General features: G+C 68.0%; 15 protein-coding genes. 10 read left to right on the top strand and 5 right to left on the bottom strand.

Going from position 1 to position 15,737, the window contains the following annotated elements:
* Positions 1-14: 14 nt before the first annotated feature.
* Positions 15-1,697, bottom strand: a complete 1,683-nt coding sequence (locus LJ760_RS01265) for a DEAD/DEAH box helicase (protein WP_442860625.1) — start codon at positions 1,695-1,697, stop codon at positions 15-17.
* Positions 1,698-2,108: 411 nt separating this feature from the next.
* On the opposite strand from LJ760_RS01265, the gene LJ760_RS01260 reads away from it, so the two are divergent.
* Positions 2,109-2,822 (top strand): ferritin-like fold-containing protein, encoded by a 714-nt coding sequence (locus LJ760_RS01260; protein WP_227918421.1) that lies wholly within the window; start codon positions 2,109-2,111, stop codon positions 2,820-2,822.
* Positions 2,823-2,936: 114 nt separating this feature from the next.
* Here LJ760_RS01260 and LJ760_RS01255 read toward each other — a convergent pair whose 3' ends face one another.
* From LJ760_RS01255 to LJ760_RS01245, 3 genes are read right to left on the bottom strand one after another with little or no spacing between them, the layout of a single operon-like run.
* A complete protein-coding gene (locus LJ760_RS01255; RefSeq protein ID WP_227918420.1) occupies positions 2,937-3,236 on the bottom strand; it encodes a hypothetical protein in 300 nt (99 codons plus the stop codon).
* 12 nt (positions 3,237-3,248) lie between these two features.
* A complete protein-coding gene (locus tag LJ760_RS01250; RefSeq protein ID WP_227918419.1) occupies positions 3,249-3,473 on the bottom strand; it encodes a DUF3107 domain-containing protein in 225 nt (74 codons plus the stop codon).
* Positions 3,474-3,519: 46 nt separating this feature from the next.
* A complete protein-coding gene (locus tag LJ760_RS01245) occupies positions 3,520-4,134 on the bottom strand; it encodes a TetR/AcrR family transcriptional regulator (RefSeq protein ID WP_227918418.1) in 615 nt (204 codons plus the stop codon).
* Positions 4,135-4,252: 118 nt separating this feature from the next.
* Between LJ760_RS01245 and moeB the strand changes: the two genes are divergently transcribed.
* Positions 4,253-5,443 carry a molybdopterin-synthase adenylyltransferase MoeB gene (gene moeB / locus LJ760_RS01240; protein WP_227918417.1) on the top strand — a complete coding sequence of 397 codons (1,191 nt, stop codon included), beginning with the start codon at positions 4,253-4,255 and terminating at the stop codon, positions 5,441-5,443.
* Positions 5,444-5,449: 6 nt separating this feature from the next.
* Here moeB and LJ760_RS01235 read toward each other — a convergent pair whose 3' ends face one another.
* Positions 5,450-6,790, bottom strand: coding sequence for a glutamyl-tRNA reductase (locus tag LJ760_RS01235; RefSeq protein WP_227918416.1), 1,341 nt, complete (start codon positions 6,788-6,790; stop codon positions 5,450-5,452).
* A gap of 143 nt (positions 6,791-6,933) precedes the next feature.
* Between LJ760_RS01235 and hemE the strand changes: the two genes are divergently transcribed.
* From hemE to hemL, 8 genes are all read left to right on the top strand, one after another.
* Complete coding sequence (gene hemE / locus LJ760_RS01230) at positions 6,934-7,995, top strand: uroporphyrinogen decarboxylase (RefSeq protein ID WP_227918415.1); 1,062 nt, start codon at positions 6,934-6,936, stop codon at positions 7,993-7,995.
* Between the two features lie 2 nt (positions 7,996-7,997).
* Positions 7,998-9,500, top strand: a complete 1,503-nt coding sequence (hemG, locus tag LJ760_RS01225) for a protoporphyrinogen oxidase (protein WP_227918414.1) — start codon at positions 7,998-8,000, stop codon at positions 9,498-9,500.
* A gap of 74 nt (positions 9,501-9,574) precedes the next feature.
* Positions 9,575-10,282: a hydrogen peroxide-dependent heme synthase gene (gene hemQ / locus LJ760_RS01220; protein ID WP_227918413.1), complete on the top strand. Its 708-nt coding sequence runs from the start codon at positions 9,575-9,577 to the stop codon at positions 10,280-10,282.
* Positions 10,279-11,472 (top strand): ferrochelatase, encoded by a 1,194-nt coding sequence (locus tag LJ760_RS01215; protein WP_227918412.1) that lies wholly within the window; start codon positions 10,279-10,281, stop codon positions 11,470-11,472. Before hemQ ends, LJ760_RS01215 begins: the two co-directional genes overlap by 4 nt.
* Positions 11,472-12,428 (top strand): hydroxymethylbilane synthase, encoded by a 957-nt coding sequence (gene hemC / locus LJ760_RS01210; protein ID WP_227918411.1) that lies wholly within the window; start codon positions 11,472-11,474, stop codon positions 12,426-12,428. Before LJ760_RS01215 ends, hemC begins: the two co-directional genes overlap by 1 nt.
* Before the next feature lie 24 nt (positions 12,429-12,452).
* The gene (locus LJ760_RS01205) at positions 12,453-13,316 is read left to right on the top strand and encodes a uroporphyrinogen-III synthase (RefSeq protein WP_227918410.1); all 864 of its coding nucleotides are present in this window, start codon (positions 12,453-12,455) and stop codon (positions 13,314-13,316) included.
* A gap of 34 nt (positions 13,317-13,350) precedes the next feature.
* Complete coding sequence (gene hemB / locus LJ760_RS01200) at positions 13,351-14,334, top strand: porphobilinogen synthase (RefSeq protein ID WP_227918409.1); 984 nt, start codon at positions 13,351-13,353, stop codon at positions 14,332-14,334.
* Positions 14,334-15,665, top strand: a complete 1,332-nt coding sequence (gene hemL, locus LJ760_RS01195) for a glutamate-1-semialdehyde 2,1-aminomutase (protein ID WP_227918408.1) — start codon at positions 14,334-14,336, stop codon at positions 15,663-15,665. The genes hemB and hemL overlap by 1 nt, the downstream gene beginning before the upstream one ends.
* The last annotated feature ends 72 nt before the right edge of the window (positions 15,666-15,737 follow it).

Below are 15,737 nucleotides of genomic sequence, written 5' to 3'. Positions count from 1 at the left end.
GGCCTACGTCGGCGCTATTCGGCGGCCGGGCTGGTCTTGGGAACAACCTCGCCGTTGCGGCGGCGGGTCCGGCTCCGGCGCGGACGGTCTGCTCCGTCCGCTGCGGGTGCCGCGGTCCGGGCTTCAGCGGTCCGGGTTTCAGCCGGGCGGGATTCCGCGGTCCGGGCCTCGCCGGAGCGGGCGCTGCTGCGCCGCGATCCGTCCCGTGCTCCGCCGCGGGAGTTGCCGCTGCGGGATCCGGCATCCCGGCCGGAACCGGAACGGCTGCCTTCGCGGCTCGAGGAGTTGCTGCGGCCGCCGGATTTGCCGGTCTCGCCGAGGTCCTCGATCTTTTCGGCATCGATGCCCGCATGGGTGCGCTTGTTACGCGGCAGGCGTCCCTTGGTGCCTTCGGGGATATCCAGATCGGTGTACAGGTGCGGGGAGGAGGAATAGGTTTCCACCGGCTCCGCCTGGTCCATGCCCAGGGCCTTGTTGATCAGGCCCCAGCGGGGGACATCGTCCCAGTCCACGAACGTCACCGCAGTGCCCTTGTTGCCGGCGCGGCCGGTACGGCCAACGCGGTGCAGGTAGGTCTTCTCGTCTTCGGGGCACTGGTAGTTGATCACGTGGGTGACGTCGTCGACGTCGATGCCGCGCGCGGCGACGTCGGTCGCTACCAGCACGTCCACCTTTTCATTGCGGAAAGCACGCATGGCCTGCTCGCGGGCGCCCTGGCCCAGGTCGCCGTGCATGGCGGCGACGGCGAAGCCGCGGTCCACGAGTTCTTCGGACAGCTTGGCGGCCGTGCGCTTGGTCTTGGTGAAGATGATGGTGCGGCCGCGCCCGCGTGCCTGCAGGATGCGGGAAACCACTTCGCTCTTATCGAGGTTGTGGGCCCGGTAGACCACCTGGCGGATGTCCTTCTTGGTCAGGCCTTCATCGTCGGGATCCGCAGCCCGGATGTGGGTGGGCTTGGTCATGTAGCGGCGGGCCATGGACACGACGGCGCCGGGCATGGTGGCCGAGAACAGCAGGGTCTGGCGCACGGCGGGCGTGGCAGCCATCAGCGTTTCGACGTCGGGCAGGAAGCCGAGGTCCAGCATCTCGTCGGCCTCGTCAAGGACCACCAGCCGCACGTTCTTCAGCGAGAGGTGCTTCTTGTTGTAGAGGTCGATCAGGCGGCCCGGGGTGCCGACCACGATCTCGACGCCGGCGGCCAGGGCCTCCGTCTGCGGCTCGTAGGCACGGCCGCCGTAGATGGTGACGATGCGGGCGCCGCGTCGGCGGGCGGCGGTGGTGAGGTCGCCCGCCACCTGGACGGCCAGTTCACGGGTGGGCACCACGATCAGGGCCTGCGGTGCGCCGGGGACGGCGAGTTCGGCGTAGCCCTTGTCTTCCGGGCCCACCACCCGCTGCAGTGCCGGGATGCCGAAGCCGAGCGTCTTGCCGGTGCCGGTCTTGGCCTGGCCGATGATGTCGTGGCCGCTGAGGGCAACGGGCAGGGTCATCGACTGGATGGGGAAGGGGTGCGTGATGCCGGCGTCGGCGAGGGACTCGACGATGTCCGACCGGACACCGAAATCGGCGAACGTCAGTTCGGGGATTTCCGCGGCCTCGGCCTTGACGGCCAGGGTATCCGCAACTGTCAGTTCTTCGGTGCTGTCATCGGCAGTGAGGTGACGATCGTCATCAACCTGGGAAAGTTCAGTGTTCAATTAAATACCGTTCAGTTTAGGCAGCGCGGGGGCGCCAGGCTCGACGAGTGGCTGTTACAGCCCATTACGGAGCGGATGGCACGCACGCGGTGCGTCCAGCGGAAGCCGATCGCGGGCTAACAACTGCGGGCCGCCTGTGCTCCATTGGCCACGGCGGCGGCCGAAAATTCAAGATCGCGTAGGGTTTGCGGGTCTGGTCAATACAGCAGCAAAATGACACTTCTCATGCCACTTCAGGTGACAATTCATACGACAGACGACCGGGCATCCAGTTTCTACGTTCCCAGTCTACCTGCCAGCCGCTGATCGCCGCGCATCCGGTGGCCCGGCGCGGTCCCGGCGCGGTCCCGGCGCGGTCCCGGCGCGGTCCCGGCGCGGTCCCGGGCCGCGCCTGCAGGTACGCTGGCGGGTATGACTAACGGGCACCATTCGGATCATCCGGCCGCTCCCGGGGCGGCCCCGCAGCACATCGGCGAGACCTATCAGCGGTTCCTCACGGATCTTTTCGGGGCTATCGCCTACGGCGAGCTGTCGGCGTTTGAACGGATGTCTTCCGATGCCCGGTTTTCCCCCACCCTGCATGACCGTGCCACGCTCGGACGCCTGGCGGTGCATGAATACGCGCATTTCGAGTTGATCTGTGCCCGGCTCAGTGCCATGGGCGCGGACCCCGAAGAAGCCATGCGGCCCTTCCAGCCCTCCGTGGACGCGTTCCACGACCGCACCCGGCCGGCGGACTGGTACGAGTCGCTGATGAAGTTCTACGTCACGGACGCCATTTCCGACGACTTCTACTCCGCGGTGGCGTCCCGCCTGGACGCCGAAACGAACAGCCTGTTCCAGGGCCTCAAGGCCACGGAGCAGCCCGGGGAAATCCTGCTCGGCAGGTTGCGGGAGGCCCTCGCGGATGACCCGCGGCTGGCCTCGAGGCTGGCACTCTGGGGCCGGCGGCTGGTCGGCGAAGCCCTGACCCAGGCCCAGCGGGTCCTGATTGAACGGGCCTTCCTGGGCGGACTGTTCGACGACGGCGGCCAGGACGCCGTCGACGCCGAAATCAAGAAGCTCACGGCGCAGCTGACCCGAAACCACTCAAAACGCATGAGTCTCCTCGGCCTGACGGCTTAGCCGTACACCGGGGCTTTCTCCGGGGCAGTGCGGGCAGAGAAAAGGGGCGGTGCCGAAGCACCGCCCCTTTTCCATGTCCAGCACCCGCTGCCGGGCGACGGTTTCCAACGGGACCTACAGGCGCAGGATGCGCTCCGTCTCCGCTGTGTCCGCCTTGGCGCGGCTGCGTCCGATCGGAACGGCCGCCACGAGCGGCGCCAGGATGGACACTGCCACCGGGATGGCCCAGCCGATCCAGTCCGCTTCGAAGGCAGTAACTCCGGCCGCGCGCAGCACCAGCCACGTGATGAGCGCAGCACTCACGGAGATGCCCGGGAGCAGCAGCGCGCCGTAGAGGGCACGGTGGCGGTCCGCAGCCCAGACTGCGAACCCCGCGGCAACTGCGGTCAGCGTGACCAGGATCAGGCTAAGCATGGAAGCGGCGGGTTAGAGGGCGCCGAAACCGACGCGGCGGACTTCCTCGGCACCGATCTCGACGTAGCCGATGGATGCACCGGGAACCACGATCAGGCGGCCCTTGATGTCCTTGAGCCGGAGCAGGGCGCCGTTGGCGAGGGACTGCTCCACTGCGTCGGCAACCTCATCAGCGCTCTGGCTGGATTCGAAGACAATTTCGCGGGCTACATTCTGAATGCCGATTTTTACTTCCACCGTGGTGCCTCCTGATTAACGATTTACGAACTGATCGAAATCTACTCTAGATCTCCTTGGGGAACCGGCTGATTCCGCGCCAAGCTAAACGGTAAACCAGCTCGCTTGCCGCATCGATGTCCAGGCCGCCGTCGGTTTCCAGCCAGTACCGGGCGCTGACCTGCGCCATTCCGGCCAGGGCGCGGCCGAGCAGGGTGGCCTCGAGGTGGGAAAGTTTGGTGTCTTCGGCAATAACGCCGGCAATGCTGTTGGCGAAGCGGGCATTGAATTCCTCAATGCGGGCGCTGACCTCGGCGTCATTGGTGAGGTCGGATTCGAAAACCATCCGGTGCCCCTGGCTGTCCTGCGCCACGAAGCGGAAATAGGCCCGCATGGTTTCCCGGACCCGAAGCTTATTGTCCGTGGTGGAGTTCAGGGCGCTGCGCAGGAACTCCGTCAGCGTATTCAGGTGGTTGTCCAGCAGGGCCATGTACAGCTCGCGCTTGCCGGGGAAGTGCTGGTAGAGCACGGGTTTGCTGACGTGCGCCGCTTCGGCGATCTCGTCCATGGCGGCACCGTGGAAGCCGTTACTGACAAACACTTCCTGCGCTGCGCTTAGCAGCTGCCGGCGGCGTTCCTCCCGGGGGAGTCGAACCGGTTTGCCGGCTGCCTGGTTACTCACTGGTGGACCTCTCAACAGTTCCGGAGCCCTTAGCTGCACGGACAATGACCCTTAGTTTACCCGCGGGTATTCGAAGCGACAGGTCCCACCGCCATACCTGTGGCTTAGATTGGACTTCATGACCTTAGCAAGTGCATCCGCCCCTGTCGGGGAACTACCTGCTTTGGTGGCCCCCGGCGAGGACCTCACCCGCGACGAAACCGAACGCTACTCCCGCCACCTCATCATCCCCGGATTCGGGTCCACGGCACAGCGCCGGCTGAAGAACGCGAGGGTGCTGGTGGTGGGGGCCGGCGGGCTGGGCTCTCCGGCGCTGCTCTATCTGGCTGCGGCGGGCGTGGGCATGCTCGGCATTGTCGACGACGACGTCGTGGATGTCTCCAACCTGCAGCGCCAGGTCATCCACGGCGTATCCGACGTCGGTACCCCCAAGGCGGAGTCCGCGGCCCGCTCCGTGGCGGAGCTGAATCCGCTGGTCGAGGTGGTCCTGCACCGGGAACGGCTAAACAACTCCAATGTCCTGGAAATCTTTTCCGGTTATGACCTGATTGTGGACGGCACGGATAATTTTGCCACCCGCTACCTGATCAACGACGCCGCGGAAATCCTGGGCAAGCCGTACGTCTGGGGGTCGATCCTCCGCTACGACGGGCAGGTCAGCGTGTTCTGGGGCAAACACGGTCCCACCTACCGCGACCTGTTCCCGCAGGCGCCGCCGGCCGGTTCCGTTCCTTCCTGCGCGGAAGGGGGTGTGCTCGGAGTGCTCTGTGCGCAGATCGGCTCGGTCATGGTCAATGAGGCCATCAAGTTGATCACCGGAACGGGCCGGACCCTGCTGGGCCGGGTCCTGGTCTTCAACGCCCTGGAGATGAGCTGGCGCGAGCTGAAGGTCCGGCGGGACCCGGAAGCCCTGCCCGTGACGGCGCTCAGTGATTACCAGGCGTTCTGCGGCATCGCGCCGGCGGAGCCTGCACCCGCCGGGGCGGAAGTGGACGTGGCCGTGCTGCGGGACCTGCTGGCCGAACGCTCGGCCGGGTTCGGGGACTTCGAACTGCTGGACGTCCGGGAGCCGGGCGAACATGACATTGTCCGCATCGACGGGGCCCGGCTGGCGCCGCGGGGTGCCGTGCTGGCGGGGGAGTTCCGGCCGGAGCCGGGACGGCCGGTATACGTGCACTGCAAATCCGGGGTGCGGTCCGCCGAGGTCGCGGCCTACCTGCGCCGCGTCGGCTATCCGGAGGTCTACAACGTCACCGGCGGGATCCTGGAATGGGTACGCCGGGTGGAACCGGAGAAGCCGGTCTACTGAGGTTCCCTACGCGGACTTCGTCTCGGCGTCGTCGTCCGAACCGGCGGCGTCCGCAGGGGAACCGGCACCCTTGGCGGGCGCAGCGTCGTCGCTGCGCTCCACCGTGATCCCGTACAGGGCTTCAAGGCCCCGGATGTAGTCCTCCTGCTGGCCGCTTGCGGCCAGTTCCCGGGCGCGCACGGTGGGAACGTGGAGCAGCTGCTTTACCATGCGGCGCATGGCGAACTCCACTTCCTGCGCGGCGCCGGTGCACCCGTGCTGGGCGCGGACCTTCTCCAACTCCGATTCCAGCACGTCCAAGGTGTGCCGGCGCAGGGCGACGATGGCTGAGTCCATTTCGCGGCTGAGCTGCTGCTTGGAAAAGTTCTTCGCGGCATCGGCGACGATGGTGCTTGCCTGCTTCAGCGATTCGGCCTGCTCGGCCGGTGCGGCCAGCCGGACGGATTCCAGGGTGATCAGCTCGACGCCGTCGATCTCGCGGACGGCCGGATCGAAGTCGTGCGTCAGGGCAAGGTCAATGATGATCAGCGGCTTGCCGGCTGCTGCACGGACGCGGCGGACATCTTCGGCGCTGACCTGGCTGTCGCTGCCGCTGCAGCCGATGACGACGTCGGCCCGGGTCAGGGCCTCGGGCAGGGACGAACGGGTCAGGGGCTTCCCGCCGCGGGAGGCCGCGAAGGACTCGGCGCGGTTGGAGGAGGAATAGACACTGATGTCGGTGCAGCCCCGCTCCTTGAGCAGGGCCATGGTGGCGCCGGCGTAGGCACCGGTGCCGAACACGACCACCGACTTCCGGGACCAGTCGCGGTCCTCGGACAGGTCCGTGGCCAGGCCCAGGGCAACCGAAACAATGGAAAGCCCCCGTTTACCGAGGGCTGTAAGGGCGCCGACGTCCTTGGCGGTGCGGGAAGCGGTCTGGAATAAGCGGGTGAGGCCGCCGCTGGCGGTTCCGCTCTCCTGGGCTTCAATCAGCGCACGGCGCACCTGGCCGGCGATTTCGCGTTCGCCTACGACGGCGGAATCCAGCCCCGCGCCGACGGCGAACAGATGCTGGGGAACGGACTCGCCGGTGTTCGTGGCAAAGGAGCGGGATACAAGGTCTTCGCTCATGCCGGAGTGCCGGCTGATTTCTGCAACGACAGCGGAACGGGCGGCTTCAATATCCGCTTCCGAGCCGGTTTCGCAATACACCTCCAGCCGGTTGCAGGTAGCGAGGACAACGGAGCCGGAGACGGCGGTTCCGGAATCGACCAGCGAAGACGAGACCTCGGATGCGCCGGCGCTCAGCCGGGCGACAGTCTCCAGGTCTACGTCGGTGTGCGTAGCAATGAGGGAAAGTAGAACCACAGTAGGTCAATACTAGCCACGCCCGGGAGGATACCTTCAATCGGCCTGCCGGAATTGGCCCTTTAAGGGTGTGAGAAGCGCCACCGCGGCCGCCAGTGGGTGCCCGGTTATGGCTTGTCCCCGATTTTGGGGAGAATCAAGGTATGACTCTTAGCGCCACGCACCCGCTGCTGGACGGCCGCACGGCCGATTCCCCCCTGATCACCGCGTACCGCGGCGGAACCCCCGCCCGCCGCCCGGTGTGGTTTATGCGTCAGGCCGGCAGGTCCCTGCCCGAGTATCTGAAAGCCAGGCAGGGCATCGGGATGCTGGAATCCTGCCTCCGGCCCGAGCTGGCGGCGGAGATTACCCTGCAGCCGGTGCGCCGCCACGACGTGGATGCGGGCATCTTCTTTTCCGACATCGTTATTCCGCTGAAACTGGCCGGCGTGGACGTTGACATCGTTCCCGGCGTCGGACCCGTGCTGGGCAGTCCGGTGCGTACCGCCGCCGACGTCGCCGCCCTCCCGCGGCTGACCGAAGAGGCACTGGAGCCGATCCGGGAAGCCGTCCGGCTGACGGTTGCCGAGCTTGGTTCCAAGCCGTTGATCGGATTCGCCGGCGCGCCGTTCACCCTGGCCGCCTACATGGTCGAGGGCAAGCCGTCCCGCGACCACCTCGGCCCGCGCACCATGATGCACGCTGACCCCGACGCCTGGCAGGCGCTGACCGCCTGGGCCGCCGACGCGTCCGGAATGTTCCTGCGCGCGCAGCTGGAAGCGGGTGCCAGCGCCGGCCAGCTCTTCGACTCCTGGGCCGGTTCCCTTGGCCTGGCCGACTACGTCAAGCACGTAGCGCCTGCCTCCTCCCGTGCCTTGGACCATGTGCGCGGCCTCGGCGCCCCGCTGGTGCATTTCGGCACCGGCACGTCCGAGCTGCTGGTGGCCATGCGCGACGTCGGCGTGGACGTTGTCGGCGTGGATTACCGGCTGCCGCTGGACGAAGCCAACCGCCGCCTCGGCGGCACGACGCCGCTGCAGGGCAATATTGACCCTGCACTGCTGAGCGCACCGTGGGACGTCCTCGAGGCACACGTCCGCGAGGTCCTTGCTGCCGGCGCGGCCGCTCCGGGCCACGTGGTCAACCTGGGCCACGGCGTGCCGCCGGAAACCGACGCAGGCGTCCTGTCGCGGGTGGTTGAACTGATCCATTCGGTGGAGCCGTAGGCATGCCCCACCGTTTCCTCACCAAGCCGGAAAAAGCAGCAAAGGCGGAATCCTCGGGCATCACCGGCGGCCCGAGCGGTCCCACGGCCGTTGTTGTAGGCGGCGGCATCTCCGGCCTCATTGCAGCCAGGGACCTGCAGCGCGCAGGCGTGCAGGTGACCGTGGTGGAGGCCTCGGACCGGTTCGGCGGCTGCGTGGGCCGGCACGAGGTGGCCGGCGTGCAGCTGGACAGCGGCGCGGAGTCCTTCGCCACCAGGTCACCGGCCGTTCCGGACCTGGTTGAGGAGCTCGGACTGGCGGACGCGGTGGTCCTGCCCAACCCTGCCGGGTCATGGCTGCAGCTGGCGGCCCAGGACCTGCCGTCGGGAGCGCAGCAGATGCCGAGCAGCGGCCTGCTCGGCATTCCCGCAGACCCTCGCCACCCGGACATTGTCCGTGCCCTGGGCCGCGCGGGAGCAGCCCGGGCAGCCATGGACAAGGTCCTGCCGGTGGGTAACCTGAGCCGCCGCCCGTCCATGAGCCTGGGGGAAGTGGTGCGGGCCCGAATGGGCGAAGCAGTGCTTCGCCGGCTCGTCACTCCGGTGGTCGGCGGCGTCTATTCCTCCGACCCCGACGTGCTCGACGTCGACTCCGTGGCTCCGGGCCTGCGTTCCGCCATCTCCCGGCACGGTTCCCTGGGGGCGGCAGTCGGTGCGATGCGCTCGGCGGCGCCTGCCGGTTCGGCCGTGGCCGGGCTCGACGGCGGAATGGGCCGGCTGACCGAGGCGCTGGTCGCCGATCTGGAAACCTCCGGTGCAAGCCTGCGCTCCGGCGTCCGTGCCGAATCCCTGGCAGGGGGTGCCGAAGGGTGGCGGATCCGCTGCAGCGGCGGGCAGGAACTGGCGGCCGACGCCGTGGTGGTGGCGGCCGAAGGTCCGTCAGCTGTGGACCTCCTTTCCACCGCACTGCCCGAGGTGGCGGCCTACCGGCCGCAGCCGGGGCCGGGGGTTGCCCTGGTAACCCTGGTGGTGGACCTGCCGGAGCTGGACGCCATGCCGCGCGGCACCGGCGTCCTGGTGTCCCGGGAAGTGGACGGCATCGATGCGAAGGCAATGACCCACGCCACCGCCAAATGGCAGTGGCTCGCCGATTCCACCGGGCCCGGAACGCATGTGCTGCGCCTTTCCTACGGGCGGGCACTCTCGCCCGAGGAATCCGCCGCGGAACCCCCGCACGTGGACCGCGCGGACGACGACCTCTTCCGGCAGGCCGTGGCCGACGCGTCCGGTCTGCTGCAGGTGGGAATCAAGGCCGACGACGTTGTGGGGTGGGACGTGGTCCGGTGGGTGGGCGCACTGCCCTCCGCCGCCGTAGGGCATAAGGACCGGGTGGACGCCGTCCGCGCAGCCGTGGCCGAATCGCCCCGACTGGAAGCGGTGGGGGCCTGGCTGGCCGGAACCGGACTGGCCGCGGTCACCGCCGACACCCGCACCCGAATGGCAGCGCTGGCCAACGCACTGCTGTGACCTTCCGCACTTTCTACACTTTGTAGAAGTGCGGTGTTTCGACTTACCTATACGCAAAGGGCAGACTGTTAAACATGAGTGAGACGATGGACCGCAGCGCCGCCGGAACGGCCGGCAACGACGAACAGTTCTTTACCCTCTGGACCGTTTTCAAACGGTCCTCCATGCCGAAAGCGCCTGTCTCGAACGGTGCAGTTGATGCGTTCGAGACCCTGACCAAGGACCTGGCAGCCAGCAACGTCACGCTCCGCGGCCTGTACGACGTCTCCGCCATGCGCGTGGATGCCGACGTTATGGTGTGGCTGCACGGCAGCGCGCCGGAAGCGCTGCAGGCGGCCCTGCGGCAGATCCGCCGGTCCGAGCTGTTTGCCGGCACCGAGATCGCCTGGTCCGCCATGGGCGTGCACCGCGACGCGGAGTTCTCCAAGAACCACTGGCCGTCCTTCGCCCGGGGCATCGACCCCGAGACCTGGATCTGCGTTTACCCGTTTGTCCGCTCCTACGAGTGGTACCAGCTGCCCGCCGAGGAACGCGGCAAGATGCTGCGCGACCACGGCATGCTCGGCCGCGAATTCCCCCAGGTCCTGGCCAACACCGTGGCATCCTTCGCCCTGGGCGACTGGGAATGGATCCTGGGCCTTGAAGCTCCCAACCTGGTGGACCTCGTCGACATGATGCGCCACCTGCGCGCCACCGAGGCCCGCAACCACGTCCGTGAAGAAGTCCCGTTCTATACCGGCCGGCGTATCCCGGCCGCCGAAGTTGCCGAGGTACTCAAATGACATCCGCTGTTTCCAACGAGCCTGCCTTCGACCCCTTTGAGGGCGTCGACGAAAACGGCCGCATGGCCCCGAAGCATTACGACGCCATCCTGCTGGCCTCCTTCGGCGGCCCGGAAGGCCAGGAAGATGTCATTCCCTTCCTGCGCAACGTCACCGCCGGCCGCGGCATCCCTGACGAGCGGCTGGAGGAAGTGGCCACCCACTACCGCGCCAACGGCGGCATCAGCCCCATCAACGAGCAGAACCGTGCGCTGAAGGCTGCCCTGGAAGCAGAGCTGGCACGCCGCGGCGTCGAACTCCCTGTCCTCTGGGGCAACCGGAACTGGGCTCCCTACATCAAGGACGTCCTGCAGGAGGCCTACGACGCCGGCCACCGCCGCATCCTCATGGTCACCACCAGTGTCTACTCCTCGTACTCGAGCTGCCGCCAGTACCGCGAAGACCTGGGCATGAACCTGTTGAAGACCGGCCTGGACAAGAAGCTGCACGTGGACAAGGTCCGCCAGTACTTTGACCACCCGGGCTTCGTGGAACCCTTCATCGAAGGCGTCCGCGGGTCCGTGGCGAAGGTCCGCGAGCAGCTGGCGGCCAAGGGCGTGGAAAACGAGAAGATCGAGATCCTCTTCTCCACCCACTCCATCCCCACCGCCGACGCCGAAGCCTCCGGCCCGCGCGACCGGGAGTTCGAAGAAGGCAGCGCCTATGTTGCCCAGCACCTGGCCAACGCCCGCGCCATCATGGACCGGATCCCCGAAGCCGCAGGCCTGGACTGGCAGCTGGTCTACCAGTCCCGCTCCGGCGCCCCGCACATCCCCTGGCTGGAACCGGACATCAACGACGCGATTGCCGAACTGCCCGCCAAGGGCGTCAACGGCGTGGTGATTGTTCCGCTGGGCTTCGTCAGCGACCACATGGAAGTCCTCTGGGACCTCGATACCGAGGCCATGGCTACCTGCCGGGAACTGGGCCTGGCGGCTGACCGCACTCCGACCCCGGGTATCCATGAGACCTTCGTGTCCGGCCTGGTGGACCTGCTGCAGGAACGCACCCTGGAAAACAACATTGCCATCCGCCCCGCCCTGACCGAACTCGGACCGTGGTACGACGTCTGCCGCCCCGGCTGCTGCGCGAACCTGCGCGGCGAAAAGCCGACCATTGCAGGCGCCGATTCCACTGTGGGCGTCCAGTAGTGGCGCACTCGCCCGTCCTGATCGGCACCCGCGGCAGCGCCCTGGCCGTCACCCAAACCACCACCGTGGCCGAGGCCCTGTCCGGGCTCGGCGGCTTCGACGTCGAGCTGGTCCGCGTGCGCACCGAGGGTGATATCAATCGTGCCGCCCTGTCGCAGATCGGCGGCACCGGCGTGTTCGTTGCCGCGCTGCGCGAGTCGCTGCTGCGCGGAGACTGCGATGTTGCCGTGCACTCGCTCAAGGACCTGCCCACCTCCCCGGCGGACGGCCTTGCCCTGGGCGCCATTCCGGAACGGGTGGATGTCCGCGACGTGCTGTGTGCCCGTGACGGACTGACCCTGGCACAGCTTCCCGCCGGTGCGAAGATCGGCACCGGTTCCCCGCGCCGGGCAGCCCAGCTGCGCGCCGCCCGCCCGGACATCGAGATCGTGGACATCCGCGGCAACGTGGATACCCGCCTCGGCCGGGTTGCCGGCCTGGTGGAAGGCGCCCCCGGTGACCTCGACGCCGTGGTGCTGGCTGCCGCCGGCCTGGCCCGGCTGGGCCGCCTGAACATGGTGACCGAGTTCATTGATCCCGCCGTGATGCTTCCCGCCCCCGGGCAGGGAGCGCTGGCAGTGGAATGCCGTGCGGCAGACGCCGTTGAAGGGCAGCTCGCGACGGCACTTGCCGCATACGACCACCGCGAAAGCCGCCTCACGGTGGCAGCGGAACGGGCCATGCTCGGCAGGCTTGAAGCAGGGTGCACGGCTCCGGTCGGTGCGCTGGCCCGGGTCGGAGCCGAAGGCATCACGCTCGAAGCCGTGGTCTGCAGCGACGACGGTACCCGGCTGATGCGCCGCACCGGCGTTGCCGGGCAACTCACCGAAGACGCCGCCCGCGCCTTGGGCGTGCAGGTTGCCGAGGAGCTGCTTGCGGCCGGCGCTGCGCAGCTCACGGACCTGCCTGCCAGCTGATGCCCCGCTTCCGGAGCTGCTGAGATGGCGGCCAGACACAACGGTCCGGACCTCGCCGGACTGAACGTTGTCCTACCACGCACCCCGGACCGGGCTTCGGCCATGGTCCGGGAACTGCAGGACTGCGGGGCGTCGGTGACGCTGATGCCCCTGATCGATTTCCAGTTCCCCGCGGACACCGCACTGCTGGACCGCGCACTGAATTCATTGAAGGCCGGACGGTTCGCCTGGGTGGTCTTCACCAGTGTCACCACCGTGCGGGCCGTGACCCGCCGGTGTGCAGCGCTGGGCATCTGCCCCGAGGCCCTGGTGCCCGCGGACACCCGGATCGCGGCAGTAGGTGCCGGAACGCGGCAGGCCCTGGAAGAAGTCGGCTTCGATATCGATTTCCTGCCGGACACCGACCAGTCGGCCCGCGGCCTGGCCGCATCCTGGCCGGATCCCTCCGGGTCGGATCCGGAGGGCGGCGACCTGCGGGTGCTGCTGCCGCAGGCCGATGTTGCCGACCCGTCCCTGCACGAGGCACTGACCGCCCTGGGCTGGGAGGTCCGCGCCGTGACCGCGTACTGCACGGTGGACTACCCGGCCACCGGCGTACGCTTCACCCCGGCGGTGACCGGGGGAGGACTGCTGGACCCCGAATCCTTCGCCGCGTGGGCACCGGCCGGACGCCGCGCCGTCGTCCTCACCTCCCCGAGCATCGCCCGACGGTTCGTCCGGCGCTGTGTGCCGGTACCGGCCGGAACGCTGCTGGTGGCCATCGGCGACAGCACGGCTGCGCGAATGCGTGAACTGGGTGCGGCGCCGGATGCCGTGGCGAAGCAGCCAACGCCGGCGGGAATAGCCCACGCACTCTCCGTTGCTATGTCTACGGGTCCTACTCCCTAGTTCCCCATCATTACCGGAAGGCAGAACCATCCCCATGAGCTTCCCCCAGCACCGTCCCCGCCGCCTCCGCACCACCCCCGCCATGCGGCGGCTGACCGCTGAATTTCGGCTGGACCCGGCCGAGCTGATCCTTCCGGTCTTCGTCCGGGAGGGCATCACCGAGCCGAACCCGCTCACCTCCATGCCCGGCGTCGTCCAGCACACCATGGACAGCCTGAAGAAGGCTGCTTCGGAAGCGGCAGGGCTGGGCATCGGCGGCATCATGCTGTTCGGCATCCCCGCCGAGCGTGACGCCGTCGGCAGCGCGGGCACCGATCCCAACGGCATCCTCAACCGCGGCATCGCCGCCGTCCGCGGGGAAGTCGACGACGACCTCGTCATCATGAGCGATGTCTGCCTGGACGAATTCACCGATCACGGACACTGCGGCGTGCTGGACGAAAACGGTGTGGTGGACAATGACGCCACCCTGGAAATCTACGGCCGGATGGCGGTGGAGCAGGCCCGCGCCGGCGCGCACGTGCTGGGCCCGTCGGGCATGATGGACGGACAGATCGCCGTCATCCGCCACGCCCTGGATACCGCCGGTTTCACCGACGTCTCCCTGTTCGCCTACGCCGCGAAGTACGCCTCCGCGTTCTACGGTCCCTTCCGCGAAGCCGTGGACTCCCAGCTGAAGGGTGACCGCCGGACCTACCAGATGGATGCCTCGAACCGCCGTGAGGCCCTCCTCGAAGTGGAGCTTGACCTCGAAGAAGGCGCCGACATGGTGATGGTCAAGCCGGCCATGAGCTACCTCGACGTGCTGGCCGACGTGGCCGCCATGTCCCCGGTACCGGTGGGCGCTTACCAGATCTCCGGCGAGTACGCGATGATTGAAGCTGCCGCCGCCAACGGCTGGATTGACCGCCGCCGGGCCATCGAAGAGTCCGTGCTGGGCATCAAGCGGGCCGGCGCCAACATGATTCTCACCTACTGGGCCACCGAGCTGGCGGCCTGGCTGAAGGAAAGCAAGTAATGTCCTCACCTGTCTCCTCGTCCGAAGAACTCTTTGACCGCGCCCGGGCCCTGATGCCCGGAGGCGTGAACTCCCCGGTCCGGGCCTTCGGCTCCGTGGGCGGCACACCGCGCTTCATGGTTTCCGCCAAGGGCCCGTACATCACCGACTCCGAGGGCCGCGAATACGTGGACCTGGTCTGCTCCTGGGGACCGGCGCTGGTGGGCCACTCCCACCCGGACGTCCTGGCCGCCGTCCACGCAGCCGTCGACAACGGACTGTCCTTCGGTGCGTCCACCCCGGCCGAAGCCGAGCTGGCGCAGCTGGTCATGGACCGCGTGCCGGGTGTGAAGCGCCTGCGCATGGTGTCCACCGGCACCGAAGCCACCATGACCGCCATCCGGCTGGCCCGCGGGTTCACCGGCCGGAACCTGGTCATCAAGTTCGCCGGCTGCTACCACGGCCACCTCGACGGGCTGCTCGCCTCCGCCGGCTCCGGCCTGGCCACCCTGGCATTGCCCGGATCGGCCGGCGTCACCGAAGCGACCGCCGCGGAAACCCTGGTGCTGCCGTACAACGACGTGGCCGCCGTCGAAAAGGCGTTCGCCGAGCACGGAGCCAACATTGCCGCAGTCATCACCGAAGCCGCCCCGGCGAACATGGGCGTGGTTACTCCGGACGAGGGCTTCAACGCCGCCCTCTCCCGGATCACCGCCGCGCACGGCGCGCTGCTGATCCTCGACGAGGTACTCACCGGGTTCCGCACCGGACCGGCCGGCTACTGGGGCCTGACCGGCGGCGCAGCCGACGCAACGGAACCGTGGACGCCGGACCTGTTCACCTTCGGCAAGGTGATCGGCGGCGGCATGCCCGTGGCAGCCCTGGGCGGCCGGGCCGACGTGATGGATTACCTCGCCCCGCTGGGCCCGGTCTACCAGGCCGGCACCCTGTCGGGTAACCCGATTGCGATGGCGGCCGGCGTCGCAACGCTGAAGGCCGCCACCGCCGAGGTCTACGCCAACGTCGACGCCCGTTCCGCGGAGCTCTCCGCCGCCGTGTCCGCCGAACTGGACAAGGCCGGCGTGGACCACAGCATCCAGCGCGCCGGCAGCCTCTTCAGCGTCGCCTTCGGCACGTCCGCCACCGGCGTGCACAACTACGAGCAGGCCCAGGCGCAGGAAGCCTTCCGGTATAAGCCGTTCTTCCACTCGATGCTCGACGCCGGCGTGTACCTGCCGCCGTCGGTGTTCGAGGCCTGGTTCCTGTCCGGCGCCCATGACGACGCCGCGATGAACCGGATCTACGCCGCGCTGCCGGCTGCCGCCCAAGCCGCTGCTGCGGCCCAGCCGTAAGGCCGGCCCGGCTGTAGCTGGCCTAGCCCAGGACAACGAAAAACCCCGCACCTCCCTTTGAAACGGGAAGTG

The organism is Arthrobacter sp. zg-Y895 (genome assembly GCF_020731025.1).
GTDB lineage: Bacteria > Actinomycetota > Actinomycetes > Actinomycetales > Micrococcaceae > Arthrobacter_B.
This window is presented reverse-complemented; position numbering and strand designations above follow the sequence as displayed.